Here is a 25,062-nt window from a genome sequence, read left to right on the forward strand (position 1 = left end):
CGTCAGGGCAGGGTCCATCGCTGGTTGGTGCCGCCGTGGCAGCTCCAGATGATCAACTGCGTGCCGTCCGCGGAACTGGCGCCGTTGGCGTCCAGGCACTTGCCCGACTGCGAGTTCACCAACGAACCGTTGGCGCCCGCGGTCCAGTTCTGGCCGGCGCCACCGTTGCAGGTCCACAACCGCACCAGACTGCCGTCGGCGGTGCCGGCCGTCTCCATGCACTTGTCCAGCGCGCGCAGGGTGGTCCCGTTGACCGTCCAGCGCTGGTTCACGCCGCCGTTGCACGTCCACAGCTGGATCTTCGCGCCGTCGGCCGTGCTGCCGCCGTTGACGTCGATGCACTTGCTCGCGACGCCGACGATCGGCCCGGTGCGCGTGCTCCCCGTCGACGCGCCGAACGTGAACGCGTCCACGTCGAAGAGGGTGCCCGTGCCGCCGGCGAACGTCAGGTACAGCGCGATGCTGCCGGGTGGCACGTTGGACAGGGTGGTGGACACGTCGGTGAAGGTCTCCCACCCGCCGGTCACCGGCACGGTCACGGTGCCGAGCACCGGTCCGGTGGGCGAACCGCTCCGCACCGACAGCGTGCCGCCCGAGCCGGCCGACGACACCCGCGCGGTGAACCTGTTGGTCGTGCCGAGCGCGTACGGCTCGAACGCGATCCAGTCGCCGTTCTGGATGTCGCCGACGGTCCGCCCGCCCTCGGCCGCGGCCTTGTCGTAGAGCGCGGTGCCGGACTGCGTCGAGAAGTGCTCGGCCTGGCGGTGCCGCAGCTGCAGCACGTGCTGCGTGTGCGTGGTCACCGGCGGCTGACCGTTCGCGCCGGAGTCGGTGTACTCGGCGTCGAGCACCGCGAACAGGTTCGCCGCCGTGTCGTGCTCGCCGTCGACCGGGATCTGCAACGTGCCCGAGCAGCCCGTCTGCGTGGTGATCGGGTGCCCGTGGCTGTCGTGGCCGAGCACGTAGCTCAGCTTCACCCGGGTGCAGTCGATCGTGCCGTCCTCCGCGTCCGACGCCGTGATCGTGTACGGCACGGCGTCGCCGAAGCTGAACAGGGCGCCGTTGGTCGGCGCGTCCAGCTTCACCACCGGCGCGGTGTTCCCGACCGAGATCGACACGCCGGCGGTGCCGGAGCGGCCTCCGGTGTCGGTCACCGTGAGCGTCACCGAGTACTGGCCGTTGCCCGTGAAGGTGTGGCTCGGGTTGGCGGCCGTGGACGTCGAGCCGTCGCCGAAGTTCCACGCGTAGCTCAGCGCGGTGCCCTCGGGGTCGGAGGAGCCCGCCGACGAGAAGTTCACCGTCAGCGGCGCGCTGCCGGACGTGCGGTCGGCGGCGGCGCGTGCGGTCGGGGCCTTGTTCCCGGCCGGGTTGTACTCGATGCGGTAGAGAGCGGAACTCGCGTCACCGCTGCCCCAGCCCGTGCCGTAGTCCAGCACGTACAGCGCGCCGTCGGGGCCGAAGGTGGCGTCCATGACCTGCGTGCCGCGCCAGGGGAAGTCGCTGACCTGCCCGGCCGACCCGTCGGCGTTGACGTCGATGGTCTTGATCCAGCGCCGGCCGAACTCGGTGGCGAACACGTGCCCGTCCAGCGCGGGCGGGAACTTGATCGACGACGGGTTCGCCGCGTCGTACCGGTACACCGGCGCGGCCATCGGCGACTCCGAGCCGCAGCCGAACGCGGAGAACGAGCAGTTGTCGTACTTGATCCACGCCGAGCGCGCGGCGGGCAGCGTGCCCAACCCGGTGTTGCGCGGCGAGTTGTTGGCCGGCGCGGCGCAGTTGAACCGGCCGCCGGACTGCCCGGTGGCGAAGTTGTAGTCCACGTACGCCTCGGACGTGGTGTTCGAGCCGACGCAGTAGGGCCAGCCGAAGTTGCCCGCCGAGGTGATCCGGTTGAACTCCACCATGCCGGCGGGTCCGCGCGTGTTGCTGCTCGTGCCCGCGTCCGGCCCGTACTCGCCGAGGTAGATCGCGCCGGTGGCCTTGTCCACGTTGAAGCGGAACGGGTTGCGCAGGCCCATCGCGTAGATCTCGGGCCGGGTGTTGGCGGTGCCTTGCGCGAACAGGTTGCCCGCCGGGATCGAGTACGACCCGTTGGCGTTCACCTTGATCCGCAGCACCTTGCCGCGCAGGTCGTTCGTGTTGCCCGCGCTGCGCTGCGCGTCGTAGACCGGGTTGCGGTTGGTCCGCTCGTCGATCGGGGTGTAGCCGCCGGAGTCGAACGGGTTGGAGTCGTCGCCGGTGGACAGGTACAGGTTGCCCGCCGCGTCGAAGTCGATGTCGCCGCCGACGTGGCAGCAGTTGCCCCGGTCGGTCGGTACCTCCAGCACGGTGATCTGGCTGGCCATGTTCAGGGTGTAGTCGGCGTTCAGGGTGAACCGGGCCAGCCGGTTGACCCCCTTCCACGCCGAGAAGTCCGACCCGGTGGCCGGCGCGTCACCGCCCGGGGTGTTCAGCGGCGGCGCGTAGAACAGGTAGATGAACCGGTTGGTGGCGAAGCCGGGGTCGACCCCGATGCCCTGCATGCCTTCTTCGTCGTGCGTGTAGACCGGCACCGTGCCGATCACGCTGGTGACGCCCGCGGCCGTGGTGCGGCGCACCGTCCCGTTGCGGGCGGTGTGCAGCACCGAGCGGTCCGGCAGCACGGCGAGCGTCATCGGCTCGCCCACTTCGCCGACCCCTCGGGCCAGCTCGACCTGCTGGAAGTCGGCCGCGTTGACCGGGTGCGCGGCGGCCGGTGGCGGGGAGCCGACCGCTGTCGCCACCACACCGGCGGCCACCAGGAGTGCCGCGGTCAACGCCGCTCTGACTCGGTATCTCATGGCAGGCTCACACCCTTTGATCTCAGCTGACAGGGGGCTTCGACACGGCAGGCGCGCGAGGCGGCGACGCGTCGGTGGAGCACTTCTGGCGGTCGGCGGGTCCTGCCGCTCGCTCTTCGACGACCGAATGCGGTCCGGAGTTGTCCGGGAGCGCTCCCAGTCGAAGTCAGGAAGAATTCGGACGATTTTCCGCGCTCACCCCGTCGACCGGCCGGCGCCGGCGGCGAACGGCCGCGGCGGACCGACTCCGCGCGCGATGAGGAAGGCGGCGGACGCGACCGGGACAGTTCGCCATTGAACCATTGGGTACTCCGAACGAATCGGCGGTGCGCGGTTCGAACCGACTCGAACCGGGACGGAGGCTAAGTGCTAATGATCGGCTAAAGCAACGACTTCGCCGACCGCCGACCGGACACCCCGGCGACGCGCCGCACCGTCCTCATCGGACAGGACGTCGACGGGGGCTCGACGGGCCGGAGCGGCCGGTATTGGGCGGATGCGCCGGCCGGACCACGGCACCCGGTCCAACCCAACGTGTTCCTCGCATCGAAGAGCCCCCTCGTCATCGTCGACGGGCGCGGCCGGGCAACCCGCCTCGAACCGCGGGTCTCTCCGGAGCCTTCCCGCACCGTAGCCACCGACGAGTCAGGGCGTCAACGTTCCGCCCTGCTAAAATTGTTAGCGCTAACGCATTACCCGGAACGGCGCAGCACCCGCTTTCCGGTCACAGTACGAACGTCACGTGAATGCGGATCCACGCAGGCCGGACGGCCCCGGGGAGGCGTGTTATCGCTAACAAGAATCGGCCGCCGGGCATTGACGGCGACGTTCGCCGATGGCTACGTTGCCGGAGGGCTTCGGTCGAGCCGTTGACGTCGCACGCCGATTCGGCGGTCCACCGGCCACTGAGGACAGTCGTGTCCCCCGCTCCCGATCCACCACCGTCCGCTTTGGAGGATCCATGTCGGATTTGCCACGTAGGCGACTCATGAAGCTCGGTGCGGTGAGCGCCGGGGCCGCACTGGTGCCGGGCGGCTGGACGGCGGTGGCCCGTGCCGACTCGGCCGCACCGCCGGAAGTGCGCGCGGTCAACGACCTGGCGCTGTGGTACGACCGGCAGGCGGGCACGGAGTGGCTCCGCGCGCTGCCGATCGGCAACGGCCGCCTCGGCGCGATGGTCTTCGGCAACGCCGACACGGAGCGGTTGCAGCTCAACGAGGACACGGTGTGGGCGGGCGGTCCCCACGACTACACCAACACGCGCGGCGCGGCGGCCCTCGCGGAGATCAGACGCCTGGTGTTCGCGAACCAGTGGTCGCAGGCGCAGACCCTCATCGACCAGGCGATGCTGGGCAACCCGGCCGGGCAGCTCGCCTACCAGACCGTCGGCGACCTCCGGCTCGCCTTCCCCAGCCCCGGCACGGTGTCCGGCTACCAGCGCTGGCTCGACCTGACCAACGCCACGACGGTGGTGACCTACACGGCGAACAACGTGCGGTACCGGCGCGAGGTGATCGCCAGCGCGCCGGACCAGGTGATCGCCATGCGCCTGACGGCCGAGACGCCCGGGTCGATCTCGTTCACCGCCACGTTCAGCACGCCGCAGCGGGGGACGATGTCGAGCCCCGACGGCACGACGATCGGGTTGGACGGCCGGTCCGGCGACCAGCGCGGCATCGCGGGCTCGGTCAAGTTCCTCGTGCTGGCCAAGGCCATCGCCGAGGGCGGGAGCACCAGCAGCTCCGGCGGCACGCTGCGGGTGACCAACGCCAACAGCGTCACCCTGCTGATCTCGATCGGCACCAGCTACGTCGACTACCGGAACGTGGCGGGCGACTACCAGGGCATCGCCCGCGGTCGCCTCAGCGGCGCGCAGGGCACGGCGTACGACGTGCTGCTCAGCCGGCACGTGGCCGACTACCAGCGGCTGTTCGGGCGCGTCACCCTCGACCTCGGTCGCACCGCGGCGGCCGACCAGCCGACCGACGTCCGGATCTCCCAGCACAACACCACGACCGACCCGCAGTTCTCCGCCCTGCTCTTCCAGTACGGGCGGTACCTGCTGATCTCGTCGTCGCGGCCGGGCACCCAGCCCGCGAACCTGCAAGGCATCTGGAACGACCAGCTGACCCCGTCGTGGGACTCGAAGTACACCATCAACGCCAACCTGCCGATGAACTACTGGCCGACCGACTCGACGAACCTCGCCGAGTGCTACGAGCCGGTGTTCCGGATGATCAACGACCTCACCGTGACCGGCGCCCGCACCGCGCGGGCCCAGTACAACGCCGGTGGCTGGGTCACCCACCACAACACCGACGGGTGGCGCGGCTCCTCGGTCGTGGACGGCGCGATGTGGGGCATGTGGCAGACCGGCGGCGCGTGGCTGGCCACCATGATCTGGGACCACTACCTGTTCACCGGCGACGTCGAGTTCCTGCGGACCTACTACCCCGCGATGAAGGGCTCGGCCCAGTTCTTCCTCGAGACCCTGGTGGAGGAACCGGCGCTGAAGTGGCTGGTCACCAACCCGTCGAACTCCCCGGAGCTGCCCCACCACGCGAACGCCAGCGTGGCCGCCGGGCCCACGATGGACATGCAGATCCTGCGCGACCTGTTCGAGGGCTGCGCCCGCGCCTCGGAGGTGCTCGGCGTGGACGCCGACTTCCGCACGCGGGTGCGCGCGACGAGCCAACGGCTCGCCCCGATGCGGGTCGGCTCGCGCGGGAACATCATGGAGTGGCTCTACGACTGGATCGAGCCCGAGACGAACCACCGGCACGTCTCGCACCTGTACGGCCTGCACCCCAGCAACCAGATCACCAAGCGCGGCACGCCCCAGCTGTTCGAGGCCGCCCGCCGGACCCTCCAGCTGCGCGGCGACGACGGCACCGGGTGGTCGCTCGCCTGGAAGATCAACTACTGGGCGCGGATGGAGGAGGGCGGCCGGGCGCACGACCTGATCCGGTACCTGGTGACACCGGCGAGGCTCGCGCCCAACATGTTCGACCTGCACCCGCCGTTCCAGATCGACGGCAACTTCGGCGCGACGTCGGGCATCGCCGAGATGCTGCTGCACAGCCACAACGGCGAGCTGCACGTCCTGCCCGCGCTGCCGCCGGCGTGGTCGACGGGCAGCGTGACGGGTCTGCGCGGGCGCGGCGGGTACACGGTCGGGGCGACCTGGAGCAGCACCGCGGTCACCCTCACCGTCACGCCGGACCGCGACGGCGCGGTCCGGGTCCGCAGCCGCGTGCTCACCGGCACGTTCGAGCTGACCGACACGACGAGCGGTGCGGTCGTGCAGCCGACCAAGCCCGAGGCGGACGTCATCCAGTTCACCGGCCAGGCCGGGCACGCGTACCGCGTGACCGGGCAGACCGGCGGCGGGGCGGTCGTCATCCAGCCGGGGGTGTACTACCGGCTCGTCGCGCGGCACAGCGGCAAGCTCGCCGACATCAGCGGCGTGTCCACCGCCGCAGGCGCGCTGCTGCAGCAGTGGTCGGCGACCGGCGGGCTGAACCAGCAGTTCGACTTCGTCGACTCGGGCGGCGGCTACTACCGCGTCCGGGCCCGGCACAGCGGGCTGGTGCTCCAGGTCGCGAGCTCGAGCACCGGCGCCGACATCACCCAGCGGGCGGACACCAACGCGACCAGCCAGCAGTGGCGCGTGATCGACCACGGCGCCGGTGTCATCAGCCTGGTCAACCGCCTCAGCAACCTGGCCATGGACGTGTGGAGCGCGGCGACCACCGACGGCACGCGCATCTCGCAGTGGACCCCCGGCACCGGCGACAACCAGCGCTTCCTGATCCAACGCGCCTGACCGTCGCGGTACCGCGTGGCACGGCCGCCATCGTTCCCGGTGGCGGCCGTGCCCGGTTCGGGCGGCGTGCGACACCTACCCGCAAGACATAGGATCTCTTCCCCGATCCACGGTGGCCGCCCGCGAGCCGCCGAACGGCTCACCGCACACCATCAGCAGGTGTGGCAAGCGATTCACCGCACCGGACGTCGACGGTCGGCCCGCGCAGCCCTTCCGATGAGGTGGGATGTATTGCTAGCCTCGCCGCGCTCGTGCGGCGTCCGACCCCGACCGCGTGGCCGGCCGCCACCCCGCTGGACCGCAGTGCGGCCGACGACCAGCCGACCGAGGTGGAGACGACATGATCCGGATCGACGCGCACCACCACATCTGGCGGCTCCTGCCGGGCGCGCCGCCCCCGACGGGACCGGGTCGTCGCGCCCACGACTGGCTGAACGGTGCGGACCTCGCCCCGATCCGCCGCGACTTCACCCTCGACGACCTGTCGGACGTCGCCGCGGTGGCGGAGATCGACCGGACGGTCCTGGTCCAGGTCGTCCCGGAGGTCGAGGAGACGGCCGACTTCCTGTCCCTGTCGGCCGACGAGGGCAAGGGCCTGGTGGCGGGCGTCGTCGGGTGGGTCGACCTCACCGACCCCGGCGTCGACGACGTGCTCGCCGCCCTGCGCGCCGGTCCCGGCGGCGACCTGCTCGTCGGCGTGCGGCACCTGGTGCAGGGCGAGCCGGACCCGCGGTGGCTGACCCGGCCCGACGTCCGGCGCGGGCTGGCCGCGGTCGAGGGCGCGGGGCTGGTCTACGACCTGCTCACCCTCGTGCACCAGTTGCCGGCGGCGATCGAGACCGTGCGCGCGCTGCCCGGTGCGACGTTCGTGCTGGACCACCTGTCGAAGCCCCCGATCGCGACCGGCGAGCGCGAACCGTGGGAGTCCCACCTCCGCGAACTCGCCGCCGAGCCGAACGTCACCTGCAAGTTGTCGGGCATGGTCACCGAGGCCGACCCGGTCGGGTGGACGGTGGCGGACCTGCGCCCGTACGCCGACGTGGTGCTGGACGCGTTCGGTCCGTCGCGGGTGATGTTCGGCTCCGACTGGCCGGTGTGCCTGCTCGCGGGCTCGTACGAGGAGGTCGTCGCGGCGGCCGAGGGGCTGACCGCCGGGCTCACCGCCGACGAGCGCGACGAGGTGTTCGGCGGCACGGCCGCACGTGTCTACCGACTGCCGGGGGAACGACTGTGAAGGTGCGCCTCGCCTACGGGGAGACCGGGCTCGACATCGACCTCGACCGGGCGGCCACCACCGTGGTCCAACCCGTGCACCACGACGCCGCCGCCGACCAGCTGGGCGTCCTGCGCGCGGCGCTGCGCTCCCCCGTCGCCGGACCGCCGTTGCGTGACCGCGTGCGCCCCGGCCAGACGGTCGCGATCTCGGCGTGCGACGGCACCCGGCCGCAGCCGCGTCACCTGATGATCCCCGCCGTCCTCGCCGAGCTGGAGGGGATCGTGCGCCTGGAGGACGTGGTGATCCTGGTCGCCACCGGGACGCACCGCGGCAACGACGAGGCCGAGCTGCGGCAGATGTTCGGCGACGAGGTGGTCGACTCGGTGCGGATCGTCAACCACGACGCGCGCGACCGCGACCGGTTGACGTGGGTCGGCACGCACGGCAACGGCGTGCCGGTGTGGCTGAACCGCGAGTGGGTGGACGCGGACGTCCGCATCACCACGGGCTTCGTGGAGCCGCACTTCTTCGCGGGCTTCTCCGGCGGGCCGAAGATGATCGCGCCCGGCCTGGCCGCGCTGGAGACCGTGCTGGTGCTGCACGACGCGGCCCGGATCGGCGACCCGCGCGCCACGTGGGGCATCACCCGCGGCAACCCGGTGCACGACGACGTCCGGGCGATCGCCGAGGCCACCGGCTCCACCTTCTCGCTGGACGTGGTGCTGAACCGGGACAAGGACGTCGTGGCGGCGTTCGGCGGCGACCTGCTGCCGATGCACGCCGCCGCGACCGCCGCGGCGAAGCGGATGGCGATGCGGCCCGTGGACGCGCCGTTCGACGTGGTGGTGACCACGAACTCCGGCTTCCCGCTGGACCAGAACCTCTACCAGGCCGTGAAGGGGATGTCGGCGGCGCACCAGGTCGTCCGGCCCGGTGGGGTGATCGTGTGCGCGGCGGAGTGCCGGGACGGCTTCCCCGACCACGGCTCCTACCGGCAGGTGCTCGCCTCCGCACCGTCGCCCCGGGCGCTGTTCGAGGACATCAGCGCGCGCGTCGACACCGTTCCGGACCAGTGGCAGGTGCAGATCCAGGCCCGCATCCAGTCCACGTGCCGGGTCGTCATGCGCACGTCGTTCCTGAGCGACGCCGACCTCGCCACGGCCCACTTGGAGCAGACCGACGACATCTCGGCCACGGTCGCCCGCGCGCTCGCCGACGCCGGTCCCGGCGCGCGCGTGTGCGTCCTGCCGGAAGGGCCCCAGACCATCCCCTACCTGGTGGGCGGTCCGCGGTGACCGGCGTGCCGAGCACGGGCCGGAGCGCCACGTCGTGGGCGACCGACCCCGGTCCGCCGGCCGCGCCCCGCCGCTCGCGGGAGGTCCCGGGCCGTTCGTCCTCCGGAGGCACCGCGTGATCTGCGTGATCGACCCGGTCACCGGACTGGGCGGGGACATGCTCCTGGCCGCGCTGCTCGACGTCGGCGCGCCGGCGGCCCGGGTCCGCGCCGCGATCTCCTCGACCGGGCTGACCGGGTGGCGCCTGACCGCGGAGCGGATCACCGACCACGGGCTGTCGGCCACCCTGGTGCGGGTGGAGGTGGCCGACACCCGGACCGGGCGACGGCCCGCCGAACTGGTCGCGTTGGCCTCCCGCGCCACCCCGGAGCCCGTGGCCTCGCTCGCCGTGGCCGCGGTGTCCGCGATCGCCGAGGCGGAGGGCAGGTTGCACGCCACGGATCCCGATGAGGCGCGCCTGCACGAGCTGGGCGGCCACCGGACGATCGTGTCCATCGTCGGCGTCGCCGCCGCGCTGCACGCGCTCGGCGTGGTCGACGTGGTCAGCGCGCCGCTGCCGCTCGGCCTGGGTCACGTGACACCGGCGCACGGCGTCTTCCCGCGCCCGGCGCCCGCCACGTTCGCCCTGCTGACCGGCGCGGTGGTGACCGGGACCGACGTGCCGGGCGAGACGGTGACGCCGACCGGCGCCGCCCTGCTGCGCGCCATGGGCGCTCGCTACGACGTGCCGCCGCTCATGACCGCGATCGCCACGGGTTACGGCGCCGGCGCCCACCGCCTGGCGGACCGGCCGAACGTGACCGCCGTGACGTTGGGCGAGGCGTTCGCCGAGGGAGGTGAGGAGCAGGTACCCACCGCGCGGGCGGCCGAGCGGGACCGGATCGCGGCCTCCGCACACCGCGGTGGGTGACTCCGCCATCGACCGACCGCCGTGCGCCTGGTCGGCGTTCCCCGACGACCAGGACAACCGGGTCAGCCGCCACGGGGCCAAATAAGCATGCTTATTTATGCCCCGCTGGCCGCATATCGTTAGCGCCGAGTACGATCCCGAACTGACGTGCACGCGCCAGGCACCGCGACGCACGCTCGACGTTGGTCGCCCTACCCGGATGTAGGCTGGGCGGACAGCGGTGAGCCGTCATACCCTTCTGGCGACCCGTCACTAAGGAGCGGCGTTGACGGATGGCGCACTTGTGCCGGACCGCCCGACCCGGCAACCGGACACGACCCCGGCGCCCGGTCCGTACCGGCCGGGCTACGAGCTCGTCGCGGAGCAGATCCTCCAGCTGATCGCCGAGCTGGAGCTGCGACCGGGCGACCGGATGCCGACCGAGAACGAGCTGGCCGCGCGGATGGGCACCAGCCGGACGGTCGTGCGGGAAGCCGTCAAGATCCTCTCCGCGATCGGACGGGTGCGCGCGCACAAGGGCCGCGGTCTCTACGTGGCCGACGACGAGGGCATGCTCGGCTCCTCCCGGTGGGGAGGCTTCTTCCTGCCGACCAACCTCGACCACGTCTACATGCTGTTCGAGTTCCGCCGCGTGCAGGAGACCGCCGCCAGCCGGCTGGCCGCGACCCACGCCACGCCGGCCGAGCTGCGCGCCATCGGCGCCGCCGCGGACACCTGCCGGCAGGGCCACCTGACCGACCAGCCCGCGCTGTTCGAGCGCGGCGACGAGGAGTTCCACCTCGCGGTCGCGTTGGCGTCCCACAACCAGTTCCTCGTCGCCGCCGTGCGCGAAGCCCGTCGCCTGCAACGCCAGTCCAGCACCATCGGGCTGCACGGCTCCGTCGGCGGGCACGCGGCCGAGGCGGTCGACGAGCACCTCGCGATCTACGAGGCGATCCGCGACGGCGACCCCGAAGCCGCCGCCGCGGCCGCCGGCGTGCACATCGACAACACCCTGCAGGACTACCGGCTCGAGATCCAGCGCCGCCTCTTCGGCTGACACGACGGCGCGGCGGGCCCGATCCGCCACGTGACGCCCCCGTCCACGACGGCGGGGGCGCACTGCCCGGCGATCACGATCTGGACTCGCTCGGCGGATGTGTGCTACAAATCCCGACGGACCTACGCGTACATGTATGACATTCAAGCACCCGGGCAACGACGCACCGAGGGAGCGCTCATGTCTGCTCGTCGATGGGCTCGATCATCGCCACCGGTGAGTGCGGACGAGTCCGCCTCCCCTCGTGAAGCCCCCTGAGTTCCACCCCGGTTCACAGCCCGTGGTGCGCCGGTCGACTGGAATCCGAAATCCGAGCCGGCGCGGCGCCGTCCGCCGCGCCGGCTCGACCCTCGTGCACCGGGCTGCCGCTGCACGCGCACACCGGTTCCGGTGACACCGCCGGACGCCGCTGAACTCCCACACGCCGCCGCCGCCGCGTAATCCAGCCAAGTCGCCTTCAGTTGCCCCAGAGGAGTGGCCATGCGACACAGATTCGCGCGCCTGCTGTCGATCATAGGTTGCGCGTTGGTGATGATGGGGTTGGCCACCGCGCCGGCGCCCGCACACCCCGAAGGGTTCCACGTCCTGCTGTTCAGCAAGACCGCCGCCGGGGCCTACCGACACGACTCGATCCCGGCCGGCATCACGATGTTCGAGCAGTTGGCCGCCCAGAACGAGTGGGAGCTGACCAAGAGCGAGGACTCGTCGGTCTTCAACGACGCCGCCCTCGCCACGTTCGACGTGGTCGTCATGCTCCAGACCTCCGGCATGGTGTGGGACAACGACGCTCAGCGCGCCGCGGCCCAGAAGTACATGCGCGGCGGTGGCGGCTTCGTCGCGATCCACAACGCGACGGACATGAACATCGAGCAGCAGTTCCCGTGGTGGGACCAGATGCTCGGCGCCACCATGACCGCGCACTCCGCGACGGTGTCCGGCACCGCCAAGGTCGCCGACCGCAAGCACCCGTCCGGCACGGCGCTGCCGGACCGGTGGACGCGCACCGAGGAGTGGTACAACTTCACCCGCTCGGTGCGCGGCAACGCGCACGTGCTGGTGACCGCCGACGAGACGACGTACGACCCGGGCTCGAGCCGGATGGGGTACGACCACCCGATCTCGTGGTGCCGCAACTACGAGGGCGGCCGGCTGTGGGCCACCGCCATGGGTCACCAGGCGTCCAGCTACTCCGAACCGCTGTTCCGCGAGCACGTCAAGGGCGGCGTGGAGTCGGCGGGCGGCAAGGTGCAGGCCGACTGCGGCCCCACCACGTGGAGCAGCTTCGAGAAGGTGACGCTGGACGACAACACCGTCGGCCCGGCGGCGCTGGACGTCGCCAAGGACGGCCGCGTGTTCTACGCGGAGTACGGCGGCAGGGTGAAGGTCTACAAGCCGGACACCCGCACCACCGTCACGGCGGCCAGCCTCAGCGTCTACACCGGCGGTGAGGACGGTCTGACCGGTCTCGCGCTCGACCCGAACTTCGCCACCACCAAGTGGATCTACCTGATGTACTCGCCCGCTGGCGGCGGCGAGGACATCGCCAGGGTCTCCCGGTTCACCGTGAACGGCGACGCGCTCGACCTGGCCAGCGAGCGGATCCTGATGAAGGTGCCGTCGTCGCGCCAGGCGCCGGAACCGGGCCACACCGGCGGCTACATCGCGTTCGGTCCGGGCGGCAACCTCTACATCGGCACCGGCGACGACGTGCAGCCGCACCGCTCCGACGGCTACGCGCCGATCGACGAGCGGCCGGGCTGGGCGAACAACGACGTGCAGGCCACCGCGGCCAACACCAACGACCTGCGGGGCAAGATCCTGCGCATCCACCCGGAGACCAACGGCACCTACACCGTCCCGGCGGGCAACATGTTCGCACCGGGCACGGCCAGGACGAAGCCCGAGATCTACGCGATGGGCTTCCGCAACCCGTTCCGGTTCTCGGTGCACCCGACGACGGGCGCGATCTACGCGGCCGACTACGGGCCGGACGCCGCCAACGACAACGCGAACCGCGGGCCCGGCGGGACCGTGGAGTGGAACGTCATCACGTCGCCCGGCTTCTACGGCTGGCCGTACTGCATCGGCGACAACATCCCGTTCAACGACTACAACTTCGCCACCGGGCAGTCGGGCGCCAAGTTCAACTGCGACCAGCCGGTGAACAACTCGCCCAACAACACCGGCCTGACCACGCTCCCGGCCGCGCGCAAGGCCGAGGTCTGGTACGGCAACGGCGCGAACGGCAACAAGTTCCCGGAGATGGGCAGCCCGTCGGGCGGCGAGGCTCCCGGCGCGTTCCCGATCTACCAGTACGACGCGAACAACCCGTCGGCCACCAAGTTCCCGGCCTACTTCGACCAGACGCCGTTCTTCGGCGAGTGGTCGCGCAACCGGATGTGGGAGTTCCGGGTCGGCCAGGACGGGAAGCTGTTGAAGATCAACGACTTCCTGTCCAACCTGAGCTTCAAGTCGCCGCTGGACATGAAGTTCGGCCCGGACGGGGCGATGTACCTGCTCGAATGGGGCTCCGGCTACGGTCGGGACAACCCAGACTCCGGGCTCTACCGCATCGACTACAAGAGCGGCGACCGCAGCCCGACCGCGACCGCGACGGCGTCGCCAACCTCCGGTCCGGCACCCCTGACGGTGCGGTTCTCCAGCGCCGGCTCCGGTGACCCGGAAGGCGGCCCGGTGACCTACCGGTGGGAGTTCGGCGACGGCGGCACGTCCACCGAGGCCAACCCCACGCACACCTACACCGCCAGGGGCCAGTTCAACGCCAAGCTCACCGTCACCGACGTGGGCGGGAAGTCCGGCGTGGGCAGCGTGGTCGTGACGGCGGGCAACACCGCGCCGACGGTCAACCTGAGCATCCCGAACGGCGGCATGTTCGGCTGGGGCGACTCGATCCCGTACACGGTCACGGTCACCGACCCCGAGGACGGCACGATCGACTGCGGCAGGGTGACCACCACCCCGGCGCTGGGACACGACCAGCACGGGCACGACCTCTCGCCGATCCCCGGCTGCACGGGCACGATGAAGGCCGAGACCGACAGCGCGCACGCCAGCCTGAACTCGTTCTGGGTGGCGGCGAGCAAGTACACCGACAACGGCGCGACCGGCGTGCCCGCGCTGGACGGCAGCCGCCAGGTCCTGCTGCAGCCCAAGCGCAAGCAGGCCGAGTACTTCACCGGCTCCTCCGGCGTCCGGGTCGTGTCGCAGGCCGCGGCCGAGTCGGGCGCGCGGGTCGGTGACATCGCCACCGGCGACTGGATCTCCTTCACGCCGTACAACTTCAGCGGCATCAACCAGGTGTCCGTGCGGCTGTCGTCGCCGAGCGGTGGTGGCTCGGTCGAGTTCCGCGCCGGTTCGCCGACGGGGGCGCTGATCGCCACGGTCCCGGTCCCGAGCACCGGAGGCTGGGACAACTACGTGAGCACGCCCGCCGTGAACGTCACCAACCCCGGTGGCACCACGGAGCTGTTCATGGTGTTCAGGACCGGCACCAGTTCCTTCGACGTCGACTCGATGTCGTTCACCGGGAACGGGGTCGGCGTACCGGGCCCCGGCGGCGGGACGAGTCGCATCGTGGGCCTCGGCGGCAAGTGCGTCGACGTCAACGCCGGCGGCACCGCCGACGGCACCAAGGTCCAGCTGTGGACCTGCAACAACGGCGTCAACCAGACGTGGACGCGCACCGGGCAGACGTTCCAGGCCCTGGGCAAGTGCCTCAACGTCAACGGTGGCAGCACCGCCGACGGCGCGCTGGTGCAGCTGTGGACCTGCAACGGTTCCGCCGCGCAGAACTGGTCGGTGGGTACCGACGGCACGATCCGCAACGGCTCGAAGTGCCTCGACGCCAACGGCGGCAGCTCCGCCGACGGCACCCAGCTGATCATCTGGACCTGCAACGGCGGCACCAACCAGCGGTGGACGGTGTCCTGAGCGGGCGGTCCGCGGCTCCGGCACGCGCCGGAGCCGCGGACCCTTCGCCGCGAGGTCCTTTCTCACCGCACGGCAAGGAGGACGGTCATGGGCAGGACCACGTCGGTGGCACGGGCACGGCCGGGGAAGTCCCCACGCCAGGCCGCCGGGCCGCGATCGCCGCGCTCCTTGTGGGGCTCGGCCACCGCCCTGGTCACCACGTTCGCGCTCGGGTTCGCCGTCGCCTTCGTGTCCGGCTCGTGGACGACGGGCCCGGACGCGACGGAGCGCCGGATCGCCGAGTTGGAGCAGGCCGAGGCGCAGCGTGACGTCGAGCAGGTCGGCACGTTGATCGAACTCGCCAAGGGCGGCCGGGAACGCCTGACCCCGGTGCTCCAGGCGATGGCGACCGCGTCTCCCCCACCGGGCACCGGGTCACCGGCCGCGCCCGCGGTCGACGTCGTGCGCGGATGGCGCGACGTGGTGTCCGCGGAGGTCCAGCGGTACGCCGAGACACCGTCCGCGGGCAACGGCGTGAACGTCGCCCGCACCGGGATGCGCACCGCCGTCGAGCAGCTCGCCGCCGCGATCGACGGCTTCGCCGCCGCGGCCACCGCGCCCGCGCCACTGGCGGGCGACCTGCTGACCCTGGCCGGCGCGCAACGCACGCTGGCACTGCGCACCTGGTCGGTCGCCGCGCTCCAGCTGGACGTGATCAGCATCGACGCCGGCAAGGGCCACGTGCACGTGTACCTGCCGTCCGGGCCGGACTCCGGCACGATCCCGGCCGACACGGCGCCGGAGGGCAGCGGGTGACCGCCGACCCACCCCATCAGCAAGCACACCCACACAGAACGGAAGCACAACCGTGTCAAAGGACAACCGCTTTCACCGGCGCTGGACGTTGTTCGGCGCCGCCGCCGCGCTGCTCCTGGCCGGCACCGACGTCGCGGGCGCCGAGCCCGCTCCCGCGGCGCCCGTCACGTCGGACACCGTCACCACCGCCGCCGCGACCCCGGGCTGCGGCAAGGCGCCGACCCTGCGCAGCGGCACGCACACCATCCAGACCGGTGGCAAGAACCGCAGCTTCATCCTGAGCATCCCCGACAACTACAACAACACCTACCAGCACCGGTTGGTCTTCGGGTTCCACTGGCTGGGCGGCACCATGGACCAGGTCGCCGGTGGCGGGAGCGACGGTGCGGTCTACGCCCACTACGGGCTGAAGCAGCTGTCGAACAACACGGCGATCTTCGTCGCGCCCCAGGGCCTCAACAACGGCTGGGGCAACTCCGGCGGCGAGGACGTCAACTTCGTCGACGCCATGATCAAGCGGATCGAGGACGACCTCTGCGTCGACACCACGCAGCGGTTCTCGCTCGGCTTCAGCTACGGCGGCGCGATGAGCATCTCGCTCGCGTGCTCCCGGCCGACGGTGTTCCGCGCCATCGCCGCCATCGCCTCGCCCGGTGAGATCAGCGGCTGCTCGGGCGGCACCGCGCCCGTCGCCTACATGGGCATCCACGGCATCTCGGACAACATCGGCAGCGGCCGCGGCCAGCGCGACCGGTGGGTCCGCAACAACGGCTGCACGGTCCAGAACCCGCCGGAGCCGGCCCGCGGCAGCAACACGCACATCACCACCGCCTACTCGGGGTGCCGGACCGGGTACCCGGTCGTCTGGGCCCCGTTCGACGGCGGCCACCAGCAGGGACCGGTGGACGGGTGCGCGGGCTGCGAGTCCGGCGCCAGGAGCTGGGTCAAGGGCGAGGTGTGGAAGTTCTTCACCGGTGAGCAGGGCCCCATCCCGGACCCGACCACGTTCCGGCTGCGCGGCGAGGCGAGCAGCCGGTGCCTGGACGTCAACGGCGCGAACTCGGCGAGCGGCACGCAGATGATCATCTGGGACTGCAACACCGGCGCCAACCAGCAGTTCACCGTGAACGGGAAGGCCCTGCAGGTGATGGGCAAGTGCCTGGACATGCCGAGCAACGCCGCCGCGGGCACGCGGGTGCGGATCTGGGACTGCAACAGCGGCACGAACCAGCAGTGGAACCTGAACACCAACGGCACGGTCAGCAACGTGCAGAACGGGCTGTGCCTCGACGTCAACGGGGCCGCCACCGCCAACGGCTCCGCGGTGATCGTGTGGAACTGCCACACCGGCGCGAACCAGCGCTGGGCCCGGGCCTAGATGAAGACCGAGGCGGCCCGCGCAGTGCGGGCCGCCTCGACTCATCGGTCAGCGACAGGTGCGCGGAGCGCCTCAGCCGGCCGGGTGCTCCGAGGTGAGCCGGAACGCGGCGAGCCCGAAGTCGCCGTGCAGCGTCAACGACAGGTCGTGGACACCGTCCACCCGCTCCGGGAACAGCGCCGCGGCCCTCGTCCACTGGTAGCGGTCGCCCGTCACCGGCACGTCGACCACGCCGAGCGACCGGTCGGCCAGGTGGAGCTCCAGCCGTGCCTGCCCCGGACCACCCGCGCGCGCCACCTCGACCTCGACGCCGACGGCGCCGGTCAGGTCCGCGGCGCGGAACAGCAGCGTCGCGGGGCGCGCCGGGTCCACCGGGGCGACCGCGTCGCCGGCGGCCCTGGTCGCGTCGACGAGCACGATCTCCGAGTAGTCGTCGAAGTCGACGGCTCGGGTGTCCCGGTCGACCACCGCGCGCGGCGCCGGGCTGTCGCCGGTGACGGTGAGCGGTGCGACGAGGACGTGGTCCTCGGCGGAACGGGCGACGACGATCTCGTAGTCGCCCGGGTCGACCGTGAACGCGCCGCGGGCGACGTCCCAGTGGGCGAGCCGTTCGACGGGCAGCCGGAAGGTCAGCTCCGCGCTCTCCCCCGCGGCGACGCGGACCTTGCGGAAGTCGACCAGGCGCAGCCGGGGCGCGTCGTAGCGGGCGCCCAGCGCACGCGCGTACACCTGGACCACCTCGCTGCCGGGCCGCGCGCCCGTGTTCGCCACCGCCACCGAGACGTCGAGCGCCCCGTCCTGCGGCACGACCTCCGCCGACAACCGCAGGTCGCGGTGGGCGAAGTCGGAGTAGGACAAGCCGTGGCCGAACGGGTACAGCGGCGCGGTCCGGTGGTACTGGTAGGTCCACCCCGCCTTGATGACGTCGTAGTCGAGCGGGTGGGGCAGGTCGTCGTCGCCCCGGTACCACGTCTGCGGCAGCCGGCCCGCCGGCTCCGCGTCGCCGAGCAGCACGTCGGCGAGCGCGTGACCTGTCTCCTGCCCGCCGTGGGAAGTCCACACCACGGCGGGCAGGTGCTCATCGGCCCAGTCGAGGGCGTAGGGGTAGCTGCTCATCACCACCAGGACGGTCTCCGGCCGGACCTCGGCGACGGCGCGGAGCAGCGCCTCCTGCGTGCCGGGCAGCGCGGTGCCGGTGCGGTCCTGCGTCTCGCGGCCGTTGATGAGCGGGTGGTTGCCGAGCACGACGACCGCGAGGTCGGCGTCGGCCGCGGCGGCACGGGCCTCGGCCGCGCCGTCGCGCACCAGCTCACGCGACCAGCGCTCGGCGGCCTCGGGCGTCTCGGCCGTGACGCCCACCCGGCCGTCGGCGGGGTCGACCGCGGCGTAACGGCCGGTGAGGACGTTGCGCAGCAGCACCGCGTCGCCGTCGTCCGCGACGGGCTCCAGCCGGAACGTCTCGTGCACGTCCCAGCTCTTGACGCGCTCTTCCTCGATGACCAGCGAGCCGTACTTGGCGCCGAGGTACCGGCCGGTGTCGGCGGACCGCAGGGTCAGCACGTCGTCGCCCCACTCGGTGACGTCGAACTCGGTGTCGCAGAGCAGCCTGCCGGTGGTGCGGGACCGCAGCGCAACGCGGTCGTCACCCGACACGCGGACCACCTCGCCGAGCGCCTCTTCAAGGCCGGCGGCGACGGTGACCTGGTACGGCATCGTGCCGCTGTACCAGTCCTCCTGCAGCACGTCGGAGAGCGGGCCGATGACCGCGACGCGGGGCGCCGCGGCCTTGTCCAGCGGCAGCAGCCCGTCGTTCTTCAGCAGCACCACGGACTCGGTGGCCGCACGCGCGGCGAGCACCCGGTGGTCCGGGTGGTCGATCACGTCGGGGCCGATCGCCGCGTACGGGTCGAGGTCGGGGTCGAACTCGCCGAGGCGGAACCGCAGCGCCAGCTGCCTGCGCACCGCGCGGTCGATGTCGGCCTCGTCGATCAGGCCGCGGTCCAGCGCCTCGCGCAGCCGGCCGACCGGCGTGGCGCTGTCCAGGCCGTGGTCGGTGAAGCTGTCGATGCCCGCCTTGAGGGCGGCGGCGTGGGACTCCGCGTGGTCGTCGAAGTAGTGCTCCAGGTCGACCAGGTTGGACGGCGCCTCCGCGTCGCTGACCACGAACAGCTCGTGCCCGGTCGGCTCGGCCCACCGGCGCAGCTCGTCCTCGATCAACGGGCTGACGTGGCACGGGCGGCCGTTGACCAGGTTGTACGCGGCCATGGCGCCGGTCGCCGCGCCGGACTCCACCACGGGCCGGAACGCCGCCAGGTCGTACTCCTGCAGCACGCGGGGACGCACACCGGAGGAGGTGGTGCAGCGGTCGTCCTCGTTGTTGTAGGCCAGGAAGTGCTTGAGCACGGGCGCCGTGCGCAGGAACCGGGGGTCGTCGCCCGCCATGCCGCGGCAGAACGCCTCCGCCAGCCGCGCGGTGTGCACGGGGTCCTCGGAGTAGCCCTCCTCGTTGCGCCCCCAGCGCGGGTCGCGCAGCAGGTTCACCACCGGCGCCCACGCCTGCAGGCTCGTCGGTGCGTCGCCGTCGGCGGGCGGGCGGTGCCGGTGGAAGGCGCGCAGTTCGATCGAGGTCGCCTCCGCGACGCGGCGCACCAGGTCCTCGTCCCAGGTCGCGCCCAGGCCCACGGCCTGCGGGAACGCCGTGGCGACGCCCAGCCACGACACGCCGTGCAACGCCTCGGCGCCGGTGCGGAAGGGGCCGAGGCCCAGCCGCGGCACGGCCGGCGCGTGCTGGTGCAGCATCGCGATCCGCTCGTCGAGCGTCAGCCGCTCGAGGAGATCATCGACGCGCTTGCGCACGTCCAGCTCGGAGTCGTGGAACGGCAGCCGCTCGGTGGCGGACAGGGATGAGGAACTCACTCGGCACAACCCCTCAACTGAGATCAGGTGAAGCGCTTCAACGCTGACATGGCCCTGGTAGCGCTGTCAATCGATGCCTTCAACCTCGCATCTTGCTTGGCAACTACCCCTTGCCGTGCGTCACGTCACATGACTACTCTCCCGGCATCGTCAAGCGCTTCGACACTCCGGCTTTCAACGTAGAAGGGTGGGCCCTGTCATGGGGATTGAGCTGAATCGCAGAAGGTTCCTGAGCACCACGGTCTCGGTCGCGGGACTAGCGGCCATGGGTGGCCTGTTGTCCGCCTGCGGCGGCGGCGCTCAGCAGAAGACCGGCGCGAACAGCGACGCCCTCAAGGCCGCGCTGCCGAAGTACGTCCCGAGCAGCGCGATCAAGGCGGACATCGCGTCCGTCGCCGGTGGCCCGGACATCCTGACCGACCCCGGCTTCCTCACCTACCCGTCGAACCCGGTCGCCACGGTGTCCGGCATCCCGGGCAAGGGCGGCAAGTACACGGCCGTCACGCCGCTGTGGGGCACGATCCCGCCCGCCGACAACTCGTTCTACCAGGCCATGAACCAGGCGCTGGGCGTCACGCTCGACATGAAGCCCGCCGACGGCAACAACTACGCGACGATCATCCCCACCATGACCGCCGCCAAGCGGCTGCCCGACTGGATCCAGCTGCCGAACTGGTGGAACGCCAACTTCAACGTCGGCGAACTGGCCGGGTCGCAGCTCGCGGACCTGACGCCCTACCTGGCCGGCGACAAGATCGAGAAGTACCCCAACCTCGCGGCCATCCCCACGGGCGCGTGGCAGGCAGGCGCCTGGGGCGACAAGCTCTACGGCATCCCGTCGTTCTCCAGCGGATTCGTAATCGCCGGCGGCACGGCCTACCGCCGCGACCTCCTCGAGGCCAGGGGCATCACCGCGGACCAGGTGAAGTCCGCCGACGACCTGATGAACCTGGGCAAGGAGCTGACCGACGCCAAGGGCGGCGTGTGGGCCTTCGACGACGTGTGGACCTACATGTTCCCGTCCTGGGGCGTGCCCCTCAAGTGGACGGTGAAGGACGGCAAGCTGGTCCACAAGTACGACATGCCGGAACTGCTGGACGCCCTGGAGTGGCACCACAAGCTCGCGACCGCGGGCTACATCCACCCGGACGCGCTGGCCGGCAACAACGCCGACGGCAACGTGCGCTTCTACGCCGGGAAGGTGCTGATCGCGGGCGGCGGCGCCGGCGGGTGGAACGCCTCCGACCACCAGTCCGGCACGGCCGCCAACCCGAACTACCGGAAGGGCTTCTTCGACTTCTTCACCAAGGACGGCAAGGGCGAGCCGCGGATCGAGGTCGGTTCCTCCTCCCGGATCCTCAGCTACCTCAACAGCAACCTGAAGCCGGAGCAGATCGAGGAGTTGCTGGCGGTCGCGAACTACCTGGCCGCGCCGTACGGCTCCAAGGAGTACACGCTGATCAACTTCGGCATCGAAGGCGTCCACCACACGATGGTCAACGGCGTGCCGACCGCCACCGAAGAGGGCAAGAAGAACGTCCAGCCGCAGACCTTCCCGTTCCTGGCCTCGCCGGCCTCGGTGATCAGCAACCCCGGCGCGGACGTCGTCACCAACGACTACACCGCCTGGCAGGCCGCGAACGTCAAGCACCTGAAGAAGCCGGTGTTCTGGAACATGAACATCAGCCTGCCGCGCTCGATGGCCACCGCCGACGCGGGACAGGCCGTCGAGGACGCCATCAAGGACTGCTACCACGGCAAGAAGAAGGTCTCCGACGTGAAGGAGGCGATCAACACCTGGAAGTCCAGCGGCGGCGGCGACAAGCTGGTCCAGTGGACGGACGAGAACGTCCTGCAGAAGTTCGGGACCGGGCAATGAGCTCCGTGACCACGGAGCAGCCCGCACCGAAGAACAAGCTGAGCCTGCGGTCGCGGCTGCGGCGGGACCGGTCGCTGCTGTTGATGACCGTGCCCTCCGTGGCCCTGCTCCTGGTCTTCAACTACGTGCCGCTCTTCGGGCTGCTGACCGCGTTCCAGGACTACAACCCGCTGGTGGGGGTGTGGAACAGCGAGTGGGTGGGCTTCGCCCAGTTCGTGGCCCTGTTCGACGACTCGCTGTTCTGGGGTTCGCTGACGAACACGCTGTACCTCAGCTTCGTGCAGCTGATCCTGTTCTTCCCGATCCCGATCGCGCTGGCGCTGCTGCTGAACTCGGTGCTCAGCGAACGGCTGCGCAACCTCATCCAGTCCATCGCCTACCTGCCGCACTTCTTCTCGTGGGTGCTCGCGATCACGATCTTCCAGCAGATGTTCGGCGGTGCGGGGCTGCTCAACCAGTTCCTGCGCAGCAACGACATCGGCATCTGGGACATCATGACCAACCCGGACACCTTCGCGCTGCTGATCACCTCGCAGGCGATCTGGAAGGAAGCCGGCTGGTCGATCATCGTGTTCCTGGCCGCGCTCGCGGCCATCAACACCGACCTGTACGAGTCGTCCGCGGTGGACGGGGCCGGCCGGTGGCGGCGCCTGTGGCACATCACCCTGCCCGGCATGATGGGCGTCATCATGCTCATGCTGGTGCTGCGCCTGGGCAACGCGCTCAGCGTCGGTTTCGAGCAGTTCCTGATCCAGCGGGACGCGGTCGGCCACGAAGCGGCCGACGTGCTCGACACCTTCGCGTTCTACTACGGCATCGCCACCAACAACTACAGCTACGGCGCGGCGGCCGGGCTGTTCAAGAGCGTCATCTCGCTGCTGCTCATCTGGGGCGCGAACAAGCTGGCGCACGCATTCGGCGAAGACGGGTTGTACCGGAAATGACCGAGACGCTGACCATCGAACGCACCAAGGACAAGCGCGACGCGACCGGGCGGTCGCCCGTCCGGCGGCGGAAGCGCGGCAAGCGCCCGGTCTGGGAGGAGCCGCCGAGCGCGGCCGGTCAGACCGCCAAGGGCCTGACCCTCGGCCTGGTCGTCGCGGTCGTCCTGGTCCCGTTGTGGATCATCGTGGTGACCAGCCTGTCCACGCAGGCGGCGGTCAACCGCGCCGGTGGCCTGGTGCTGTGGCCGACGGACGTGACGTTCGAGGCGTACCGCGTGATGCTGAGCGACCCCACCGTGCGCAACGCGCTGCTGGTCAGCCTCGGCATCACGGTGGTCGGCACGGCGCTGTCCATGGTCGTGTCGGTCCTGTGCGCCTACGGCCTGTCCAGGTCCGGCTCGGTGGCCCACCGCTTCATCCTGGTGCTGCTGATCCTCACGATGTTCCTCAGCGGCGGCCTGATCCCGACCTTCCTGGTCGTCACCGAACTCGGCGGCTACGGGCAGTACTGGTCGCTGATCCTGCCCGGCGCGGTGTCGGTGTTCAACATCCTGGTGCTGCGGGCGTTCTACTCCAGCACCTCGGCCGACCTGATCGAGGCGGCGCGGATCGACGGCGCCGGCGACTGGCGGATCCTGTGGCGGATCGTCCTGCCGACGTCCCGGGCGGTGACCGCGGTCGTCGCCCTGTTCTACGGCGTCGGCTACTGGAACTCGTTCTTCAACGTGATGCTCTACATGCCGACCGACAGCGAGAAGTGGCCGCTCCAGTACGTACTGCTGACCTACGTCAACCGGGGCAACGGGCTGCCCGGCTCGGTGAACTCGGGCTTCGGCTCGCAGTTCGCGCAGACCGCGCCGCTGTCGTTGCAGATGGCAGTGGTGGTGCTGACGATCGTGCCGCTGCTGCTGGTGTACCCGTTCATGCAGAAGCACTTCCGCGTCGGCGTGCTCACGGGGGCGGTCAAGGGCTGAACCGGCACACTGGGCGCACGCGGGCACCGGAGCGGGCCCGGAAGAGGACGAGAAAGCAGGAGCATCACGCATGGTGACACTCGCCGATGTGGCCAGGCACGCGGGCGTGTCCGCCAGCACGGTCAGCTACGTGCTCAGCGGCAAGCGCTCGATCTCCGAGGAGACCCGGCGCCGCGTCGAGCGTTCGGTGGCCGAGCTCGGCTACCACCCCAACGCCGGCGCCAGAGCGCTGGCCGCGAAGCGCTCGCACATAGTCGCCCTGGTGGTGCCCCTGCGCGCCGACGTCTACGTGCCGATCATGATGCAGATCGCCATCTCGGTCACCATGACGGCCCGCAAGCACGGTTACGACGTGCTGCTGATCACCAACGACGAGGGGCCGGAGGGCGTGCGCCGGGTCGCGGTGAGCGGACTGGCGGACGGGGTGATCCTGATGGACGTCGGGTTGGACGACGAGCGCATCCCGGTGCTGCGCGAGCTGCGCACGCAGGCCGCGCTCATCGGCCTGCCCGACGACCGGAGCGGCCTGTCCTGCGTGGACCACGACTTCGCGGCCGCGGGCGCGTTGTGCGCGGACCACCTGGCCGACCTGGGCCACCGGGAGGTCGCGTTCATCGGGTACGGCTCGGGCGTCTACCAGCGGCACGCCGGGTACGCCGAGCGCACCCTGATGGGCTTCCGGGAACGCGCCGAGGCGCGCGGGCTGCGCTTCGTGCACCGGCCGTGCGAGGGCACGTACGAGAGCACCGCCGGGACGCTGGCCCGCATCCTCGCCGACCGACCGGACACCACCGGGTTCGTGGTGCAGAACGAGGGCGCGATCGGCCCGCTGCTGAGCCTGCTGCGCATCAGCGGGCGGACGGTGCCCGAGGACGCCTCCGTGATCGCGCTGTGCCCCGAACTGCTCGCCGAGCAGTACGCGCCCGCCCTGACGGCGGTCACCGGCCCGGCGCAGGAACTCGGCCGGGTCGCCGTCGAGCAGCTGATGGAGCGGATCACCGCCGCCGGCCGCGACGAACAACCGGACGACGAGCTCGTCCTGCTCGAACCCGTGCTGACCGTCCGGGAGAGCACCGGCCCGCACCGCGCCCGGACACCCAGCTCGACCTGAACCACC

The 25,062-nt window shown here is 71.0% G+C and carries 14 protein-coding genes; 12 read left to right on the forward strand and 2 right to left on the reverse strand.

Features of this window, described 5'->3' with window-relative positions; genetic code table 11:
• Positions 1-2: 2 nt before the first annotated feature.
• A complete protein-coding gene (locus ADK67_RS11795) occupies positions 3-2,822 on the reverse strand; it encodes a PQQ-dependent sugar dehydrogenase (RefSeq protein ID WP_053716447.1) in 2,820 nt (939 codons plus the stop codon).
• Positions 2,823-3,825: 1,003 nt separating this feature from the next.
• Here ADK67_RS11795 and ADK67_RS11800 point away from each other — a divergent pair.
• The 8 genes from ADK67_RS11800 to ADK67_RS11835 all read left to right on the forward strand — a co-directional run bounded on the left by ADK67_RS11800 (position 3,826) and on the right by ADK67_RS11835 (position 17,232).
• Positions 3,826-6,648, forward strand: a complete 2,823-nt coding sequence (locus tag ADK67_RS11800) for a glycosyl hydrolase family 95 catalytic domain-containing protein (RefSeq protein ID WP_231648139.1) — start codon at positions 3,826-3,828, stop codon at positions 6,646-6,648.
• Positions 6,649-6,988: 340 nt separating this feature from the next.
• Positions 6,989-7,882: an amidohydrolase family protein gene (locus ADK67_RS11805; RefSeq protein WP_082403400.1), complete on the forward strand. Its 894-nt coding sequence runs from the start codon at positions 6,989-6,991 to the stop codon at positions 7,880-7,882.
• On the forward strand, positions 7,879-9,159 hold the full coding sequence (gene larA, locus ADK67_RS11810; RefSeq protein ID WP_053716449.1) for a nickel-dependent lactate racemase: 1,281 nt from the start codon (positions 7,879-7,881) through the stop codon (positions 9,157-9,159). Before ADK67_RS11805 ends, larA begins: the two co-directional genes overlap by 4 nt.
• Positions 9,160-9,274: 115 nt before the next feature.
• A complete protein-coding gene (gene larC / locus ADK67_RS11815; protein ID WP_082403401.1) occupies positions 9,275-10,069 on the forward strand; it encodes a nickel insertion protein in 795 nt (264 codons plus the stop codon).
• 265 nt (positions 10,070-10,334) lie between these two features.
• Positions 10,335-11,108: a FadR/GntR family transcriptional regulator gene (locus ADK67_RS11820; RefSeq protein ID WP_231648140.1), complete on the forward strand. Its 774-nt coding sequence runs from the start codon at positions 10,335-10,337 to the stop codon at positions 11,106-11,108.
• A gap of 480 nt (positions 11,109-11,588) precedes the next feature.
• The gene (locus ADK67_RS11825; RefSeq protein WP_053716450.1) at positions 11,589-15,059 is read left to right on the forward strand and encodes a ThuA domain-containing protein; all 3,471 of its coding nucleotides are present in this window, start codon (positions 11,589-11,591) and stop codon (positions 15,057-15,059) included.
• A gap of 87 nt (positions 15,060-15,146) precedes the next feature.
• On the forward strand, positions 15,147-15,854 hold the full coding sequence (locus ADK67_RS11830) for a hypothetical protein (protein WP_053716451.1): 708 nt from the start codon (positions 15,147-15,149) through the stop codon (positions 15,852-15,854).
• 52 nt (positions 15,855-15,906) lie between these two features.
• Positions 15,907-17,232, forward strand: a complete 1,326-nt coding sequence (locus ADK67_RS11835; RefSeq protein ID WP_231648141.1) for a ricin-type beta-trefoil lectin domain protein — start codon at positions 15,907-15,909, stop codon at positions 17,230-17,232.
• A 72-nt stretch (positions 17,233-17,304) separates the two neighbouring features.
• Here ADK67_RS11835 and ADK67_RS11840 read toward each other — a convergent pair whose 3' ends face one another.
• A complete protein-coding gene (locus tag ADK67_RS11840) occupies positions 17,305-20,148 on the reverse strand; it encodes a glycoside hydrolase family 3 protein (RefSeq protein ID WP_053716453.1) in 2,844 nt (947 codons plus the stop codon).
• A gap of 265 nt (positions 20,149-20,413) precedes the next feature.
• On the opposite strand from ADK67_RS11840, the gene ADK67_RS11845 reads away from it, so the two are divergent.
• The 4 genes from ADK67_RS11845 to ADK67_RS11860 all read left to right on the forward strand — a co-directional run bounded on the left by ADK67_RS11845 (position 20,414) and on the right by ADK67_RS11860 (position 25,056).
• The gene (locus ADK67_RS11845) at positions 20,414-22,027 is read left to right on the forward strand and encodes an ABC transporter substrate-binding protein (RefSeq protein ID WP_053716454.1); all 1,614 of its coding nucleotides are present in this window, start codon (positions 20,414-20,416) and stop codon (positions 22,025-22,027) included.
• A 5-nt stretch (positions 22,028-22,032) separates the two neighbouring features.
• Entirely contained in the window at positions 22,033-22,971 is a 939-nt protein-coding gene (locus ADK67_RS11850; RefSeq protein ID WP_197289408.1) for an ABC transporter permease, read from the forward strand.
• Entirely contained in the window at positions 22,968-23,945 is a 978-nt protein-coding gene (locus ADK67_RS11855) for a carbohydrate ABC transporter permease (RefSeq protein ID WP_053716456.1), read from the forward strand. The genes ADK67_RS11850 and ADK67_RS11855 overlap by 4 nt, the downstream gene beginning before the upstream one ends.
• Before the next feature lie 70 nt (positions 23,946-24,015).
• Positions 24,016-25,056, forward strand: coding sequence for a LacI family DNA-binding transcriptional regulator (locus ADK67_RS11860; RefSeq protein ID WP_053716457.1), 1,041 nt, complete (start codon positions 24,016-24,018; stop codon positions 25,054-25,056).
• Positions 25,057-25,062 lie beyond the last annotated feature (6 nt).

Origin of the sequence: Saccharothrix sp. NRRL B-16348 (assembly GCF_001280085.1) — a bacterium.
Lineage (GTDB): Bacteria > Actinomycetota > Actinomycetes > Mycobacteriales > Pseudonocardiaceae > Actinosynnema.

What these genes read in the sequence shown, in the direction of transcription:
- ADK67_RS11795 (WP_053716447.1), bottom strand. Translation starts at nt 2,822, where the DNA reads ATGAGATACCGAGTCAGAGCGGCGTTGACCGCGGCACTCCTGGTGGCC.
- ADK67_RS11805 (WP_082403400.1), top strand. Translation starts at nt 6,989, where the DNA reads ATGATCCGGATCGACGCGCACCACCACATCTGGCGGCTCCTGCCGGGC.
- ADK67_RS11825 (WP_053716450.1), top strand. Translation starts at nt 11,589, where the DNA reads ATGCGACACAGATTCGCGCGCCTGCTGTCGATCATAGGTTGCGCGTTG.
- ADK67_RS11830 (WP_053716451.1), top strand. Translation starts at nt 15,147, where the DNA reads ATGGGCAGGACCACGTCGGTGGCACGGGCACGGCCGGGGAAGTCCCCA.
- ADK67_RS11845 (WP_053716454.1), top strand. Translation starts at nt 20,414, where the DNA reads ATGGGTGGCCTGTTGTCCGCCTGCGGCGGCGGCGCTCAGCAGAAGACC.
- ADK67_RS11855 (WP_053716456.1), top strand. Translation starts at nt 22,968, where the DNA reads ATGACCGAGACGCTGACCATCGAACGCACCAAGGACAAGCGCGACGCG.
- ADK67_RS11860 (WP_053716457.1), top strand. Translation starts at nt 24,016, where the DNA reads ATGGTGACACTCGCCGATGTGGCCAGGCACGCGGGCGTGTCCGCCAGC.